We start from the raw sequence: 12,980 nt of genomic DNA on the forward strand, positions 1-12,980 counted from the left end.
ACCGCTTCGGTCCTTGCCCTGGGCCCTAACGTTGCGCCTCCCTGACCGAAGGAGCGCAACATGCTACCGCTGGAACGTATCGAATTCGTCGACCAACAGATCATCGCCCTGCTGGCACAATTGCCAAGCCCCGACCGGCCGGGGCTCACCCGTCAGCAGCTACAAGGCGAACTGGCTGAATACTGGGCAGCCTGCGACCCCCAGGGCCGCTCGCGCAGGGTCCGCCTGTGCGATCTGCGCCGCGCCCTGATGCATGCCGAGTTGACCCTGCGCCAGGGCGACCGGACCTTGCCCGCCCCCCAGGCCGATGCCCTGAGCCTGTGCCTGGACCTTCCCAACGCCTGGCAACGCCGGCCCCAAGCGATGGCCACACGTGCCCAGGTGTACCGCCTGGTCCTCAGCCGTAGCCAGCCCCACAGCCGAGCGGTGCTGCCAGGCATGTTCGTGGTCATCACCGGTAACGACGAGGCTGCCGAACTCACCCCGGAGCATGCCCGCGGGCCAGCGTTGCTGTGCGGCCTGACCCAAGGCATCGAAGCCTACGCCTCGCTGGCCGGCTTGCACCTTGAGCTGTGCGAGCGCCTCGACGACCCGCTGCAGGGCCCGCCACTGCTGCGCCTGCTGGTCGATGCCGAACGTATAGAGAACGCCGCCAAGGCCGACCGCCTGCGCTACGAATGGTATGCCGATGACCCGGTGCAAGCCCAGGTCGACACCCTGATCGAAGCGCAGCGCCTGCGTGTCAACCACGCCTGGGCAAGCGCCCATGGCGCCCTGGCACCCGCCGCCGAGGCGCTGCACAATGCCCTGTCACTGGAAGCCGAAGTCGGCAAACAAGCGTTGCTCGACACGCGCTACGGCCTGCTGCTGGAAAAAAACCTGCCCAACTGGTTGAGCACGGCAGGGCCCCAGGCGCTTACGCACATCATGCAGACCATGCAACAACTGGTCGCCGCCGGCAATCGCATCGCCGCGCCAGGCATCCTCACCCTGGCGCAGTTCCGCGAGCAGCGCAGCTTGCAGGGCTGGGCCCGCGCGCGCGTAGAGGAACGCCTGCGCCACGATCATGGCCTGCGCTACGCAGCCGCCGACATCATGGTACATGTGGTGCACAGCCGTCAGGCAGGTCCGCAGTTGAACCCCTTCAACCCTTCGAGCTACGTAACCTGGCGAGGTTTGGAGCACGTCGGCGGGCAGTTGGTCGAGCTGACCCGGGAGAGCTACCCGCTGCACGAGCTGGCATTGCGCAACCTGAACTGGTTCGACTACGACTATTGGCTCACCGCCCGCGTAACACACCGTCACGACAAGCCGCTACCCGAAACGCTGAACCCGGCCTACATCAAAGCGATGATCAGGCACCTGAATGTCGGCGGCAGCTATCATGCCTACCTGAAAACCCAGTTGATCGACTCCCCGGTCGGGGGCTGGAGGCTCAATGCCCATGCCCTGATCAACCGAGCCCGCATGCGCGCCGAGGCAGCCAAGGCGCGTTATGCCGGGCACCTTAGCGCCTTGGGTGAACAAGGCTACCGTTGGGTACGGCAGGTACTGGACTACCCGCACAACGCGCTCCGCCCGCCGGTGGACAACCAGCGCATCACCGTGCGCCAATTGACAATCCATGGCCATACCCTGCAAGGCGTTCTGCTGATCAATGCCGAAGGCTCCGGCACAGGCGCTTTCATCCTGTACACACCGGACGCACCCGACCGCCGCGCCTGGCGCGGGCTGAGCAATGCCCGCGAACTGATGCGGTTGCTGCGCAAACAACCCGCCCTGCGCGCCTACGTGGCGAGCCGCCTGCCCCTGCTGGCACCTGTACGCATCGATAAACTACTCAGCAAGGGCCGGCTCGGCCCCGCACTGCGCACCCCGGCAATTGAGGAAGAGCTGTTCTTCGCCTACTACATGGCAGAGGTGCGAGGCTGGTTGGCAGTGGTCGATGCCCAGAGCCGCACCACCGGGGAGGCAGATCTTCAGCAGGGCATCGATCTGGTATGGCGCCTGCTCGACCTGATCAGCCTGGGGCTGCCTGCCCCTGTACAGGTTCCCCTGGCCCTGGGACGAATGGTGATCGAAACCTGGGATGGTCTGGAAGCCTTCAGCGAGGATGATATCAACGGCGTGCTGACCCATACCTACAACGCCCTGAGCTATGCCAACGACGCCGGTACCAGCGTCGTCAGCACCGGCCTGATGCGCCGGATAATGCGTGGCATGCCAACGCAACCACCGTTGCCACTGCCCTCGCGCTACAGCATCACGCCTGCGCTAGAACACCTGCGCTACGCCATTGACGGTGTACACGGCGAAGGCGTGTTCGAGAAAGCATCAACGTTCGAAGGGCTGACTCAGTATTTCATCCAGGACGCCCACGGCCGGTATTACAAGGTCGCATTCGACGGCCACCGTTGGCGGGTCATCGACCCGACCCAACCGGACGCTTACCTGCAGCAGCCGGTCAAACGCCTGGCCAATGGCAACTGGGTCATCGACTCACCGGTGCTGTGGTACGACGGCTTGCCCGATCTGCCGCAGTTGTTGGCCAGCTGCCGCCTGCAGCCGCCGTTGGCGGGTGAGGTGGTGGACACGCTGGCAGGGCTGTGTCGGGCAGACGACCAGCTTTATCTGCAAACCCCTGCCGGGCAACTGCCAGTTCGCGCGCACCTGCTCGCCGGGCGCTACCACCTGTTGATTCCGCACGCCCGGGAAGCCGGCGTGGTGCCGTGGGCGATCCTGCGCTGGCAAGACCGGCAGTGGCGCATCCGCGTGCGCCAGGCAGGGCGCAGCAGCGATTGGCTGGCGCTGCCGGATGACTACTCGCCGAGCCGTGGCAACAACCGGTCGAGCCGCTGATGCAAGGCACTGCTGCTCGGCCAGTTGCGCAGCAGCCGCGCCCGATCACGGGCGTAGGCCGGGGCAAAGCTGAGCCCGGTGGCGTGCTGGCACATGGCGTCGAGGTCGATCAATGACCATTGGCCGTCGTGCCAGAACAGGTTGTGGCCCTTGAAGTCGCCATGGCTGATACGCTCGCGGATCAGTTGCTGCATCAGCTCCACCAAGGCATCGACTTGCTCTTCAGGCACCTCGCCGCTTTCCACATAAGGCGCGAAGCACGCGGTCAGGTCCGGGCCATCGACATGTTCAGTGACCAGGTACGCCCGGCTGCGCAGGCCCATGACGCGCTGCTCCAGCACCGCCAACGGGCGCGGCGTGGCGATGCCCAGGAACTCCAGGCGGTGGCCTTCAATCCAGGAGTGCCAGGCCCGGCTCGGGCGCCAGAACCGCTTGAACCAGTGCGCGGTGTTCTTGATGTTGTAGCGCTTGAGTACCAGTGAGCGCCCACCCACCTCGACACGCGCCACGCTGGCCGCGCCCCCTGTCTTGTACAGGTGGCCCTGGTCGATCAGCGTATCGGCCTGTTCCAGTACCGGCAGCATGGCCTGGACTTCGCCACGGCGAATCGCCCGCAAGCCCGAAAGGCTGCGCTCGACGCTGAACAGCGTGCACTCGCGGCCGGCCTTCTCCAGGTAATCCTTGAGGCGCCAGGTGCGCACCTTGTCCACCTGTTTCTGCAACGCTTCCATCGGCAACGCGTGCTCGGCATTGGCCAACAGGTAATGCACCAGCAGCTCTTCGATGAATGGCTCCAGGCGCTTGGGCAACTGAGCGAAGAACACCCCGAGGTTTTCCAGCACACGCGGGCGCGACAGTTGCTGGCCCGGCGTTTCGGCCTTGATGCCGGCGCCATCGATCAGGTACAGCTTGCCGCCGTGGCGCAACAGGTTGTCCAGGTGCAAATCTTCCTGCCAGAGGCCCTTGGCGTGCATCTGCGCCACTGCGGTCAGGGCTTCGCCCAGCACCAGGTGCTGTTCGTCGGCCAGCACCGGCAGGTTCGCCACCTTGTCCCAGGCATCGGCCAGGCTTTCGGCGCCGTCGAGGAACTCGAACAGCAGCCAGCCACCCTCACCTTCCTTGAGCCCGTCGGCAAGCAGCTTTGGCGTTGTCAGGCCCTGTTCGGCCAGCAACTTCACACCCTCCAGCTCACGCTGAAAATGGCGCGCAGCATTGCCGCCTACCAGCAACTTGGCCAACACCGGCGTACCTCGCCATACACCGGCACCGACATAGCGCTGGCCCGGCAATACGCGCAGCAGGCTGAGCAACTGCAGTTCGGCGTCGCCAGCGGCGTCGGCCAAGCTGACCGAGAGCGGCAGTGAAGGGCTGCGCCCGGCATCTTTCAATTCAGACAAACGCATCAGCGGGCCTCTTTTTCACGACGGCGTTGCGTCAGGCGTTGCAACCAGGTGCCAACCAGCACGCTGTCGGCCGGCTGGGCAAGATAGGTGGCAAGCAGCGCGCGCACGTTCACCTCGTTCCAGGCGCGGGCACGGCGCAGCAGCGGCTCCAGATCCTTCAGGCGGTCACGCATGCCGAACAACAGCGGCCGGGTCTTCTCCAGGTCGATCAATTGCGCGTCCCAGCCCTCGCGGCGTTGGCGCAGGAAGATGTGCTTGGGGTAGAAGCAGCCGTGCACCTGGCCGGCGCAGTGCAGGGTGCGCGCCAGCTGGCCACAGGCCTGGAGGATGCCGTTGCGCTCAGGGTCACTGAGCTGCGGCCACTGGCCCAGCAGGCTTTCCAGGTCGCTCCAGTCATCCAGGGCACGTGTCAGCAGTATCGCCCGGTGCTGGCCTGCGTGCTTGCGCTCACCGTAGAACACCGCCTGCAGGGCCGGGATATGCAGCTTCTGGTAACGGCTGATGTTGCGGAACTCACGGGCGAAGGTCGGCTCGCCAAATGGGCGATGCAAGGTGCGGGTCAGGTAGTCGCTCTGGCGCTTGAGGTAATACCCTTTGCCCTCGAGCTCCAGGCGATAGACGCTGCTCCAGCCGCCACGGCCGGTATTGGGTTCGTCCACGGCATCGAGTTGCAGCGCCCACAGCGCTTCGAAGTCATTCAGGCCATGGCGTTTGAGCAGCGCGAGGTCCGCGCTGGCCAGGTAATCGGTCATTCCCTTCCCTCGAAGAAGCTCAGTACCTGACGGACCCGGCGCTTGTCGCGCGCATTCAGGCGCTGGCGCCCGCGGTACTGTAAATAGAAGCGCAGGCGCTGGGTCGCCGTCAGGTGGTATTTGGCGACCTTGTCCAGGCATGCCAGGTCCTTGATCAGCCGGTGGCGCCACATGAAGCCGCGCCAGAAGTCACCGGTCGGGCAGTCGATGAAGAATAGCGTGCCCTGGTCATCGACCAACAGGTTGCGCCACTTGAGGTCGTTGTGGGCGAAACGGTGTTCGTGCATGACGCGGGTATGGCGCGCCAGCTGTCGGCTGATGTGGTCGACCCAGGCACGATCAGCCAGGCGCGGATCATTGCGCTCAGCCAGCACCGACAGGTCTTCGGTGCGCGGTAGCTCGCGGGTGATCATCGCGCCGCGGCCAAATGCCAGACCATTGCGCTCCAGGCCCCAGGCCACAACTTCAGCGGTCGGGATGTCCCATTTGGCGAACTGCTTGAGGTTCTGCCATTCGGCCTTGATGCGCGGCCGGCCCAGGTAACGGCGCATGTGCTTGCCGGCACCGGTGTACCGCTTGACGTAATAGTTGACCCCGTCACGCTCGACGCGGACCACCTCACTGAGCGGGTCACGGGTCAGGCGTTCACCCTGCAGGGCAAACACCGCATCAAGGCTGCCGAAGTCCGCCGCCAGGTGTTCGTAGCCTGGCGCCAGTGTCCAGCCCGCCATCAGAGTGCGTCCCCATAGCGTTGTTTGCGATCGTAGAGTTTCTGCGCCTTGCGATCGAGCCAGGCCAGCAGCGCGGCTTCCTCGCTCAAGATCTGGCGCAGCGGGCGTTGGAAGTAACCGCGCAGGAAACGCAGCTTGTCGCGCCGGGTCAGGCCGATATCCAGCGCCGAGAAGTACAGCGCGGCCAGGTCCTTGTCCCGCCAGCGGCGGCTGATTGTCGCCCGGGTCTGGGCGCGGTGCAGGTCGATTACCGACAATTTGAAGTCTTGCGCCGTCACCGGGCGGTCGGTGTGCAGCAGGAAGTGGCAGATGTAGCAGTCACGGTGGTTGACCCCGGCGCGGTGCATGCCGCCGGTCATCTTCGCCACTTCGGCGATCAGCGCGCGCTTGAGCGCCGGCTCAGGCGGCTGCTTGACCCAGTCAATGCTGAAGTCTTCCAGGCTGATGGTCGGCGCCAGTTCTTCGGTGACGATGAACGAGTGCTGCGTGGCCGGGTTGCTGCCACGCTCGCCATAGGCCACTGCGGTCATGGTCGGTACGCCGACTTCATGCAGGCGCTCGATGGCCCGCCATTCCTGCCCGGCACCCAGCACCGGAAGCTTGGCGGTGAGCAGGTTCTTGAAGATTTCGCCCCAGCCAATGCCACGGTGGATCTTGACGAAGAAACCTTCGCCATCGACCTCGGTGCGCAGCGTGCGGCGGCCTTCCAGCTCTCGGTACACCTCGCCTTGCAGGGCTTCCACGGCATCGAAGGCATCACGCCCGGCCCACAGGCGCTTGAACGGTTCGGCCAGGATCAGCTTCATGCGCTCTCCTGCCCCAGAATCACGTCGGCAGCGTGCTGCGGCATGCTGTAAAGGTCGGCGGTTTCGGCAAAGGCCAGCCCGTTGCGCGACCACTCGGCACGCGCCTCTGGCGCTTCGAGCATGCGCTGCAGGTAGCCGTTGAGCTGTTCCTGCTCGAACGGCTCGTCCAGCACCAGGCCGCTGTCGGCCTCGGCAATGTAATGGGCGTAGCCGCAAACTTTGGAAACCAGCACCGGCAAGCCAGCCACCAGCGCCTCGAGCAACACCGTACCGGTGTTCTCGTTGTAGGCCGGGTGGATCAGCAGGTCGGCACCCAACAGGAAGCGCGGGATATCACTGCGGCCCTTGAGGAACTGCACCTGTTCGCCCAGGCCCAAGGCTGCGCTCTGCAGCTGGAACACCTTGGGGTCGTCCTGGCCGATGACCATCAGCCGGGTGCGCTTGCGCAGAGACGCTGGCAGCGCGGCCAGGGCCTTGAGGCTACGGTCGACGCCCTTGGTCTTGAAGCCCGAGCCGATCTGTACCAGCAGCAGGTCATCATCGCCCAGGTTGAACTCCTTGCGAAACTCCGCGCGGATCTCGGCGGCATTGGCCGGTGCGCGGCGGTCCTGGGAAATGCCGGGCGGCAACAGGTGGAAGCGTTCAACGGGGGTGCCGTAATGCTTGACGAACAGCGGTTGCTGCACCTCTGAAATCATCAATATCTCAGTGCGCGCATCCTTGGCGAACACAGCCCGCTCGTACTCGGCAAAGTGCCGGTAGCGGCCCCAGCGGCGGTAAAGGCCGCCACGCAAGGTCTGGGCCTTGTCCTCGAAACAGGCGTCGGCCGCGTAATACACGTCCAGGCCCGGCATCTTGTTGAAGCCGATCAACCGGTCTACCGGGCGCTTGGCCAGATCGGCTTCCATCCAGGCAGTGAGTTTTTCGTTGCGACGGTGATTGAACAGCGCTTTGACCGGCGCCACCAGCACTTCGAAACCGGGCGGAATATCGCCTTCCCAGATCAGCGTGTAGACACGGATCTGGTGGCCCCGCTTCTGGCATTCCAGGGCAATGCGCATGAAATCGCGCTGCAGCCCGCCGAAGGGGAAATATTTGTAAAGCACGAAAGCCAGTTGCATCAACGGACATCCTCAGCCAGCAGCAACGCGCTCAAGCGGCTCGCCACATGCTCTGGATTCAGGCGAGTGAAGCACAATGGCCACTCGCGTTTGAGATCGAACCGGCGCAGGTCGTCGGCGCTCGGTTTGTAGGTGCACTTTTTCTGCAGGCACGGTGCACAGGGAAAATCGCTGGCCTGGTGGACCTGCACACGGCCATAGGCGCCAGTCAGGCCCGGGTTGGTCGGGCCGAACAGCGAAATGGTCGGCACATCCAGCGCAGCGGCCAAGTGGCCCAGCCCAGTGTCCACCGCCACACAGGCCTTTGCCGCCGCCAGCACGCGGGCAACGCCGGCAAGGTTCAATCTGGGGAGCACCTGGCAGTTGTTCAAGCCTTGGGCTATACGCTCGGCGCGGTCTTTCTCGGCCTGGTTGCCCCATGGCAGGCATACCTGCAGCCTGCTGCGGCCCAGCCGCTCAGCCAGCTCTCGCCAGTAGGCCTCGGGCCAGTGCTTGGTCGCCCAGGTAGTGCCGTGCAGAAACACCACATACGGCGCCGCCGGGGGCAGTTGCAGGCGGTCCAGGTCCAGGCCGTAGTTGCCGATGCCTTCGGGCAGGTCATAGGCCAGCGCCATGGCGAACAGCTGGCGCACGCGCTCTACCGCATGCTGGCCGACGGCGACCGAAAGGCGCCGGTCATAGAAGCGGCTGGCCAAGCCTTCACGCGCCGAGTAACGGTCCAGGCCGGCCACCGGCGCCTTGACGTAGCGGGTCAGCCAGGCCGACTTGACCAACCCCTGGGCATCGATCACCAGGTCGTACTTGCGCTCGCGCACGCGTTGCTTGAACGCCTTCCACTCGCCGCTCTTGATGGTCTGCCAGACATTCTTGCGCCAGCGCCGAATGGCCACCGGTATCACCTGGTCGACCGCCGGGTGCCAGCTGGGGATCTCGGCGAAGCCTTCTTCCACCACCCAGTCGAAGCGGATGCCCGGGATCGCATGGGCGGCATCGGTGAGCGCCGGCAGGGTGTGGATCACATCACCCAGCGACGAGGTCTTGATGATCAGTACCCGCACTTACTCGACCTCGGCCACGGTATCGATCAGGTTCGGCCCACCCAGGCTGTGCAGGGCGGCGATGACTTTGCCAGGCTCCAGCAGACGCAGGCAGTTGTAGTGGCCGAAGCGGCAGGTGCGGTCGAAGCATGGGCTGCACTCGATGCCGGTGCGCACGATCTCGACCTGCTCGGCCAACGGCGGGGTAAAGCCCGGCGAAGTCGAACCATAGACGGCAACCAGCGGGCGGTTCAACGCCGCCGCCACGTGCATCAGCCCGGAGTCGTTGGACACCACCGCGTTGGCACAGGACATGAGGTCGATCGCCTCGGCCAGCGAGGTTTCGCCCGCCAGGTTATAAGATTCTTCACGCAGGCCCGGGATCAGCCGGTCGCGGATCTGCTCGCCGACCGGGTGATCGTTCTTCGAGCCGAACAGCCACACCTGCCAGCCTTGGCGAATCATGGCGTCGGCAACGCTGGCGTAGTGCTCTGCCGGCCAGCGCTTGGCTTCACCGAACTCGGCACCTGGGCACAGCGCAAGCACCGGGCGGTCCAGCTCCAGGCCGAACTTGGCCAGCGCGGCCTCACGGCTCGGCGCCTGGATCTGCAGCTCAGGCCGCGGATAAGGCTGCGGCAGCTCGGCACCCGGCGCATAGGCCAGTGCCATGAAGCGCTCGATCATCAGCGGGTAACGTACCTTGTCCAGCTTGCGCACATCGTTGAGCAGGCCGAAGCGCATTTCGCCACGCCAGCCGGTGCGTTTGGGAATGCCGGCAAAGAACGGCACCAGCGCCGACTTCAGCGAGTTGGGCAGCAGGATCGCCTGGTCGTACTGGCCGGCCAGGGACTTGCCGATGCGCCGGCGCGTAGCCAGCTCCAGCGCGCCATGGCCGAGCGGGAAGCTCAAGGCCTGACGCACTTGGGGCATGCGCTCAAGGATCGGCCGGCTCCACTCGGGTGCCAGCACATCGATCACGCAGTCGGGGTGCTGCTGTTTCAGGCACTGGAACAAGGTTTGCGCCATCACCATGTCGCCGACCCAGCTGGGGCCAATGATCAGTATTCTCATGCTTAGTCCAGAAAAACTCGGGGAGGCTGCAGGCTGCGGTACAGCCTGGCCTCCCCTCTTTATATTCAGGCTATGTGGCGGACAGTGTAACACCGGTGGTGGAACATCGGCCTTTAGGCCCCTGTGGAGCGGCCTTGCGCCGCGAAAGGGCCGCATAGCAGCCCCAACAATCTCATGCCAATCCCAATTCACCCCAGATCCGCCGCACCTCGCGACGCTCATCGGCAAACTGCGCCGCATCGATCACCCCGGCCTGCTTCTGCAGGGCCTGGCGGTGCGAGGCTGAGCGAAACGCCTTGTACACTTCACGCAACAACACCGCATCGCTGGCCGGCATCAAGCCCGCCTGCTCCAGCTCTTCCAGAATGCGAATGTTATCGGTCCAGCGCAGTATGGCCGGATGGTCGTGGGACCAGGCCAAAGCGGCGTATTGCACCATAAATTCGATATCGACGATACCGCCGGCATCCTGCTTGATATCGAACGCCACGCCGGCATCGAAGGCATTGGCCGCGGTGCCCGCGACGGTGGCCTTGGTGCCGAGGTTGTCGCGCATCTTGGCGCGCATTTCGCTGACCTCGCTGCGCAGCTTGTCCAGGTCACGGGCCTGGCCCAGAACCTTGGCGCGCACACCCTCGAACGCTGCCGCCACCTGCTTGCAGCCCACCAGCACGCGGGCGCGCACCAGGGCCTGATGCTCCCAGGTCCAGGCTTCGTTCTGCTGGTAGCGCTCGAACGCGCCCAGCGAGCTGACCAGCAGCCCCGCCGCGCCCGATGGCCGCAGGCGCATGTCGACGTCATAAAGCTGGCCGGAGTTGGTTTGCGTGGTCAGCAAATGGATGATGCGCTGGCCAAGGCGCGTGAAGAACTGCGCGCTGTCGATCGGCTTGGCGCCATCGGTTTCCGCCTGCGGGTCGCCGTCGTGGATGAACACCAGGTCCAGGTCCGAGCCATGGCCCAGTTCCAGGCCACCCACCTTGCCGTAGCCGAGGATGATGAAGCCCGGGTCGCACAGGCTGCCGTCGCTGCGCTTGGGCTGGCCGTGGCGCGCCACGGTCTGGCGCCAGGCCAGGGCCAGCACCTGGTCGAGAATGGCTTCGGCCAGCCAGGTCAGGTAGTCGCTGACTTTCATCAACGGCAGGTTGCCGCTGATCTCGGAGGCTGCCACGCGCAAGCTGTGGGCCAGCTTGAAGTGGCGCAAGGCCTCCATCTGTTGTTCAAGATCGTCCTCGGGGATGCGCGTCAGCCGTTCGCGCAGCTCGGCGGCCAGCTCCGGCGCCAGCGGCGGGCTGAACAGGCGGCCTTCATTGAGCAACTCATCGAGCAGCAATGGGTAACGGGCGATCTGCTCGGCGATCCACGGGCTGGCGGCACACAGGGTCAGCAGGCGGCGCAAGGCCCCCGGGTTTTCAGTCAGCAGCACCAGGTAGGCAGACCGCCGCGCCACAGCTTCGACCAGCGGCAGTACACGTTCCAGCACCAGGTCCGGGTTGTCATGCTCCACCGCCTGGGCCAGCAGACGCGGGATGAAGGCATCCAGACGCTCACGGCCGATACGCTGCATCGAGCGCAACTGGGGGCTGGCACGCAGCCCCGCCAATCTGCGCAAGGCTTCGGCGGGTTGCTTGAAACCGGCCTCTTCCAGCTGACGGCCGGCGGCCTCCTCATCCTGCGCCTGCTCCCACAAGGGCGACCACTCACCGCCAACCACCAGGTCACCCTCGCCTTCTTCTTCATCCGGGTCGGCGATGACCTGGCGGAAGTGCCAATCGACACGGCCGCGCCAGTGCATCAACTGGTCGTGGAAGCTCTGCCAGCCGCTAAAGCCGAGCATATAGGCCACGCGCTCACGGTCGGTCTCGTCATCAGGCAGCATCTGTGTCTGGCGGTCGGCAATGGCCTGGATGGCATGCTCGGTATAGCGCAGGAACTCATACCCTTCACGCAGCTCCGCCACCACCGCTGGCGGCAGGTAGCCTTGGCCCTCCAGGGTCGCCAGCACTTTCAGCAATGGCCGCTGCTGCAGGCTCAGGTCACGCCCGCCATGGATCAGCTGGAAGGCCTGGGCGATGAACTCCACTTCACGAATACCACCGGCGCCAAGCTTGATGTTCTCGGACATGCCCTTGCGCCGAACCTCCTGCTGGATCAGCTGCTTCATGGTACGCAGCGCTTCGATCGCCGAGAAGTCCAGGTAACGCCGGTACACGAACGGGCGCAGCATCTCCTGCAGTTGCGCGCCTGCCGCCTGGTCGCCGGCCACCACCCGCGCCTTGATCATCGCGTAGCGTTCCCAGTCGCGGCCTTGGTCCTGGTAGTACTGCTCCAGGGCATTGAAGCTGAGCACCAGCGAACCGGCCGAGCCGTAGGGGCGCAGGCGCATGTCGACGCGGAACACGAAGCCATCGACGGTGACCGGGTCGAGCGCCTTGATCAGGCGCTGACCCAGGCGGGTGAAGAACTCCTGATTGTCCAGCGAGCGCTTGACCCCTTCGGTCTCACCGCCTTCAGGGAAGGCGAAGATCAGGTCGATATCCGATGACAGGTTGAGCTCGACCGCCCCCAGCTTGCCCATGCCCAGCACCACCATATGCTGCGGTTCACCGCTGCGGTTGCCGATAGGCGTACCGAACTGCTGGCAGTGGCGCGGGTACAGCCATTGATAAGCTTCGTCGATCGCCGCGTCAGCAAGGTCGGACAGGTCGCGACAGGTCTCGCCCAGTTCGGCCTGGCGGGTGATATCACGCCAGATGATGCGCAACTGCTGGCGGTTGCGCTCGCGGCGCAGGTTGCGTGCCAGCTCTTCTTCACTCGACGCCGCCTGGGCCGCTGCCGCGATCTGCCCACGCAGCTCGCCCGGCGCATACCGGCGGTCCATCTCGCCGCTGGCCAGCAGGGCAAACAGCATCGCCGGCTCACGCTGGGCCAGGCCGAGCACGAAGTCGCTGGCGGCGGCCACCTGGTCGAACTGGTGCTGGTGAGCCGGGCTCCAGGCGGTCGGATCGAGCGCCGGGTGGCTGCTCAGGGCATCGAGCAGAAACTGCCGATTACGGGCGACCAGCGGTTGCAGGGAGGCAGGCAGTTCGAGCGGCAAAGGCAGGCGCATGGTCTATCCTTGATCGGCGTGAAAGTGAGAGTAAAAAGCGGCCACGAGGAAACCGGACCCCGGTTGGACTGTCGTACAAAAGTTGGAAATAGCT

9 protein-coding genes are annotated in these 12,980 nt (G+C 64.9%); 1 reads left to right on the forward strand and 8 read right to left on the reverse strand.

From position 1 onward, the window contains the following. Window positions 1-60 precede the first annotated feature (60 nt). Window positions 61-2,859 (forward strand): dermonecrotic toxin domain-containing protein, encoded by a 2,799-nt coding sequence (locus tag ACMGF5_RS07085; protein WP_414157673.1) that lies wholly within the window; start codon window positions 61-63, stop codon window positions 2,857-2,859. Here the strand turns inward: ACMGF5_RS07085 and ACMGF5_RS07090 are convergent. From ACMGF5_RS07090 to glnE, 8 genes are all read right to left on the reverse strand, one after another. Then, window positions 2,820-4,262, reverse strand: a complete 1,443-nt coding sequence (locus tag ACMGF5_RS07090; RefSeq protein ID WP_119687891.1) for a lipopolysaccharide kinase InaA family protein — start codon at window positions 4,260-4,262, stop codon at window positions 2,820-2,822. The genes ACMGF5_RS07085 and ACMGF5_RS07090 overlap by 40 nt on opposite strands. After that, a complete protein-coding gene (locus ACMGF5_RS07095) occupies window positions 4,262-5,014 on the reverse strand; it encodes a lipopolysaccharide kinase InaA family protein (protein ID WP_125924605.1) in 753 nt (250 codons plus the stop codon). Before ACMGF5_RS07095 ends, ACMGF5_RS07090 begins: the two co-directional genes overlap by 1 nt. Continuing rightward, window positions 5,011-5,745: a lipopolysaccharide kinase InaA family protein gene (locus ACMGF5_RS07100; RefSeq protein ID WP_115273066.1), complete on the reverse strand. Its 735-nt coding sequence runs from the start codon at window positions 5,743-5,745 to the stop codon at window positions 5,011-5,013. The genes ACMGF5_RS07095 and ACMGF5_RS07100 overlap by 4 nt, the downstream gene beginning before the upstream one ends. After that, entirely contained in the window at window positions 5,745-6,551 is an 807-nt protein-coding gene (rfaP, locus tag ACMGF5_RS07105; RefSeq protein ID WP_115273067.1) for a lipopolysaccharide core heptose(I) kinase RfaP, read from the reverse strand. Before rfaP ends, ACMGF5_RS07100 begins: the two co-directional genes overlap by 1 nt. Continuing rightward, complete coding sequence (locus ACMGF5_RS07110; RefSeq protein WP_115273068.1) at window positions 6,548-7,672, reverse strand: glycosyltransferase family 4 protein; 1,125 nt, start codon at window positions 7,670-7,672, stop codon at window positions 6,548-6,550. The genes rfaP and ACMGF5_RS07110 overlap by 4 nt, the downstream gene beginning before the upstream one ends. Continuing rightward, complete coding sequence (gene waaC / locus ACMGF5_RS07115) at window positions 7,672-8,730, reverse strand: lipopolysaccharide heptosyltransferase I (RefSeq protein WP_119687894.1); 1,059 nt, start codon at window positions 8,728-8,730, stop codon at window positions 7,672-7,674. The genes ACMGF5_RS07110 and waaC overlap by 1 nt, the downstream gene beginning before the upstream one ends. Further along, a complete protein-coding gene (waaF, locus tag ACMGF5_RS07120; protein ID WP_115273070.1) occupies window positions 8,731-9,780 on the reverse strand; it encodes a lipopolysaccharide heptosyltransferase II in 1,050 nt (349 codons plus the stop codon). A gap of 172 nt (window positions 9,781-9,952) precedes the next feature. Next, complete coding sequence (gene glnE, locus ACMGF5_RS07125; protein WP_174141953.1) at window positions 9,953-12,886, reverse strand: bifunctional [glutamate--ammonia ligase]-adenylyl-L-tyrosine phosphorylase/[glutamate--ammonia-ligase] adenylyltransferase; 2,934 nt, start codon at window positions 12,884-12,886, stop codon at window positions 9,953-9,955. Between the last annotated feature and the right edge of the window lie 94 nt (window positions 12,887-12,980).

It is taken from the genome of Pseudomonas sp. BNK-15, assembly GCF_047456105.1.
GTDB classification, from domain to species: domain Bacteria; phylum Pseudomonadota; class Gammaproteobacteria; order Pseudomonadales; family Pseudomonadaceae; genus Aquipseudomonas; species Aquipseudomonas putida_E.

Excerpts from the sequence above, each read along its gene's own strand:
- ACMGF5_RS07085 (WP_414157673.1), top strand. The coding sequence starts at position 61 with ATGCTACCGCTGGAACGTATCGAATTCGTCGACCAACAGATCATCGCC.
- ACMGF5_RS07090 (WP_119687891.1), bottom strand. The coding sequence starts at position 4,262 with ATGCGTTTGTCTGAATTGAAAGATGCCGGGCGCAGCCCTTCACTGCCG.
- ACMGF5_RS07095 (WP_125924605.1), bottom strand. The coding sequence starts at position 5,014 with ATGACCGATTACCTGGCCAGCGCGGACCTCGCGCTGCTCAAACGCCAT.
- ACMGF5_RS07100 (WP_115273066.1), bottom strand. The coding sequence starts at position 5,745 with ATGGCGGGCTGGACACTGGCGCCAGGCTACGAACACCTGGCGGCGGAC.
- rfaP (WP_115273067.1), bottom strand. The coding sequence starts at position 6,551 with ATGAAGCTGATCCTGGCCGAACCGTTCAAGCGCCTGTGGGCCGGGCGT.
- ACMGF5_RS07110 (WP_115273068.1), bottom strand. The coding sequence starts at position 7,672 with ATGCAACTGGCTTTCGTGCTTTACAAATATTTCCCCTTCGGCGGGCTG.
- waaF (WP_115273070.1), bottom strand. The coding sequence starts at position 9,780 with ATGAGAATACTGATCATTGGCCCCAGCTGGGTCGGCGACATGGTGATG.
- glnE (WP_174141953.1), bottom strand. The coding sequence starts at position 12,886 with ATGCGCCTGCCTTTGCCGCTCGAACTGCCTGCCTCCCTGCAACCGCTG.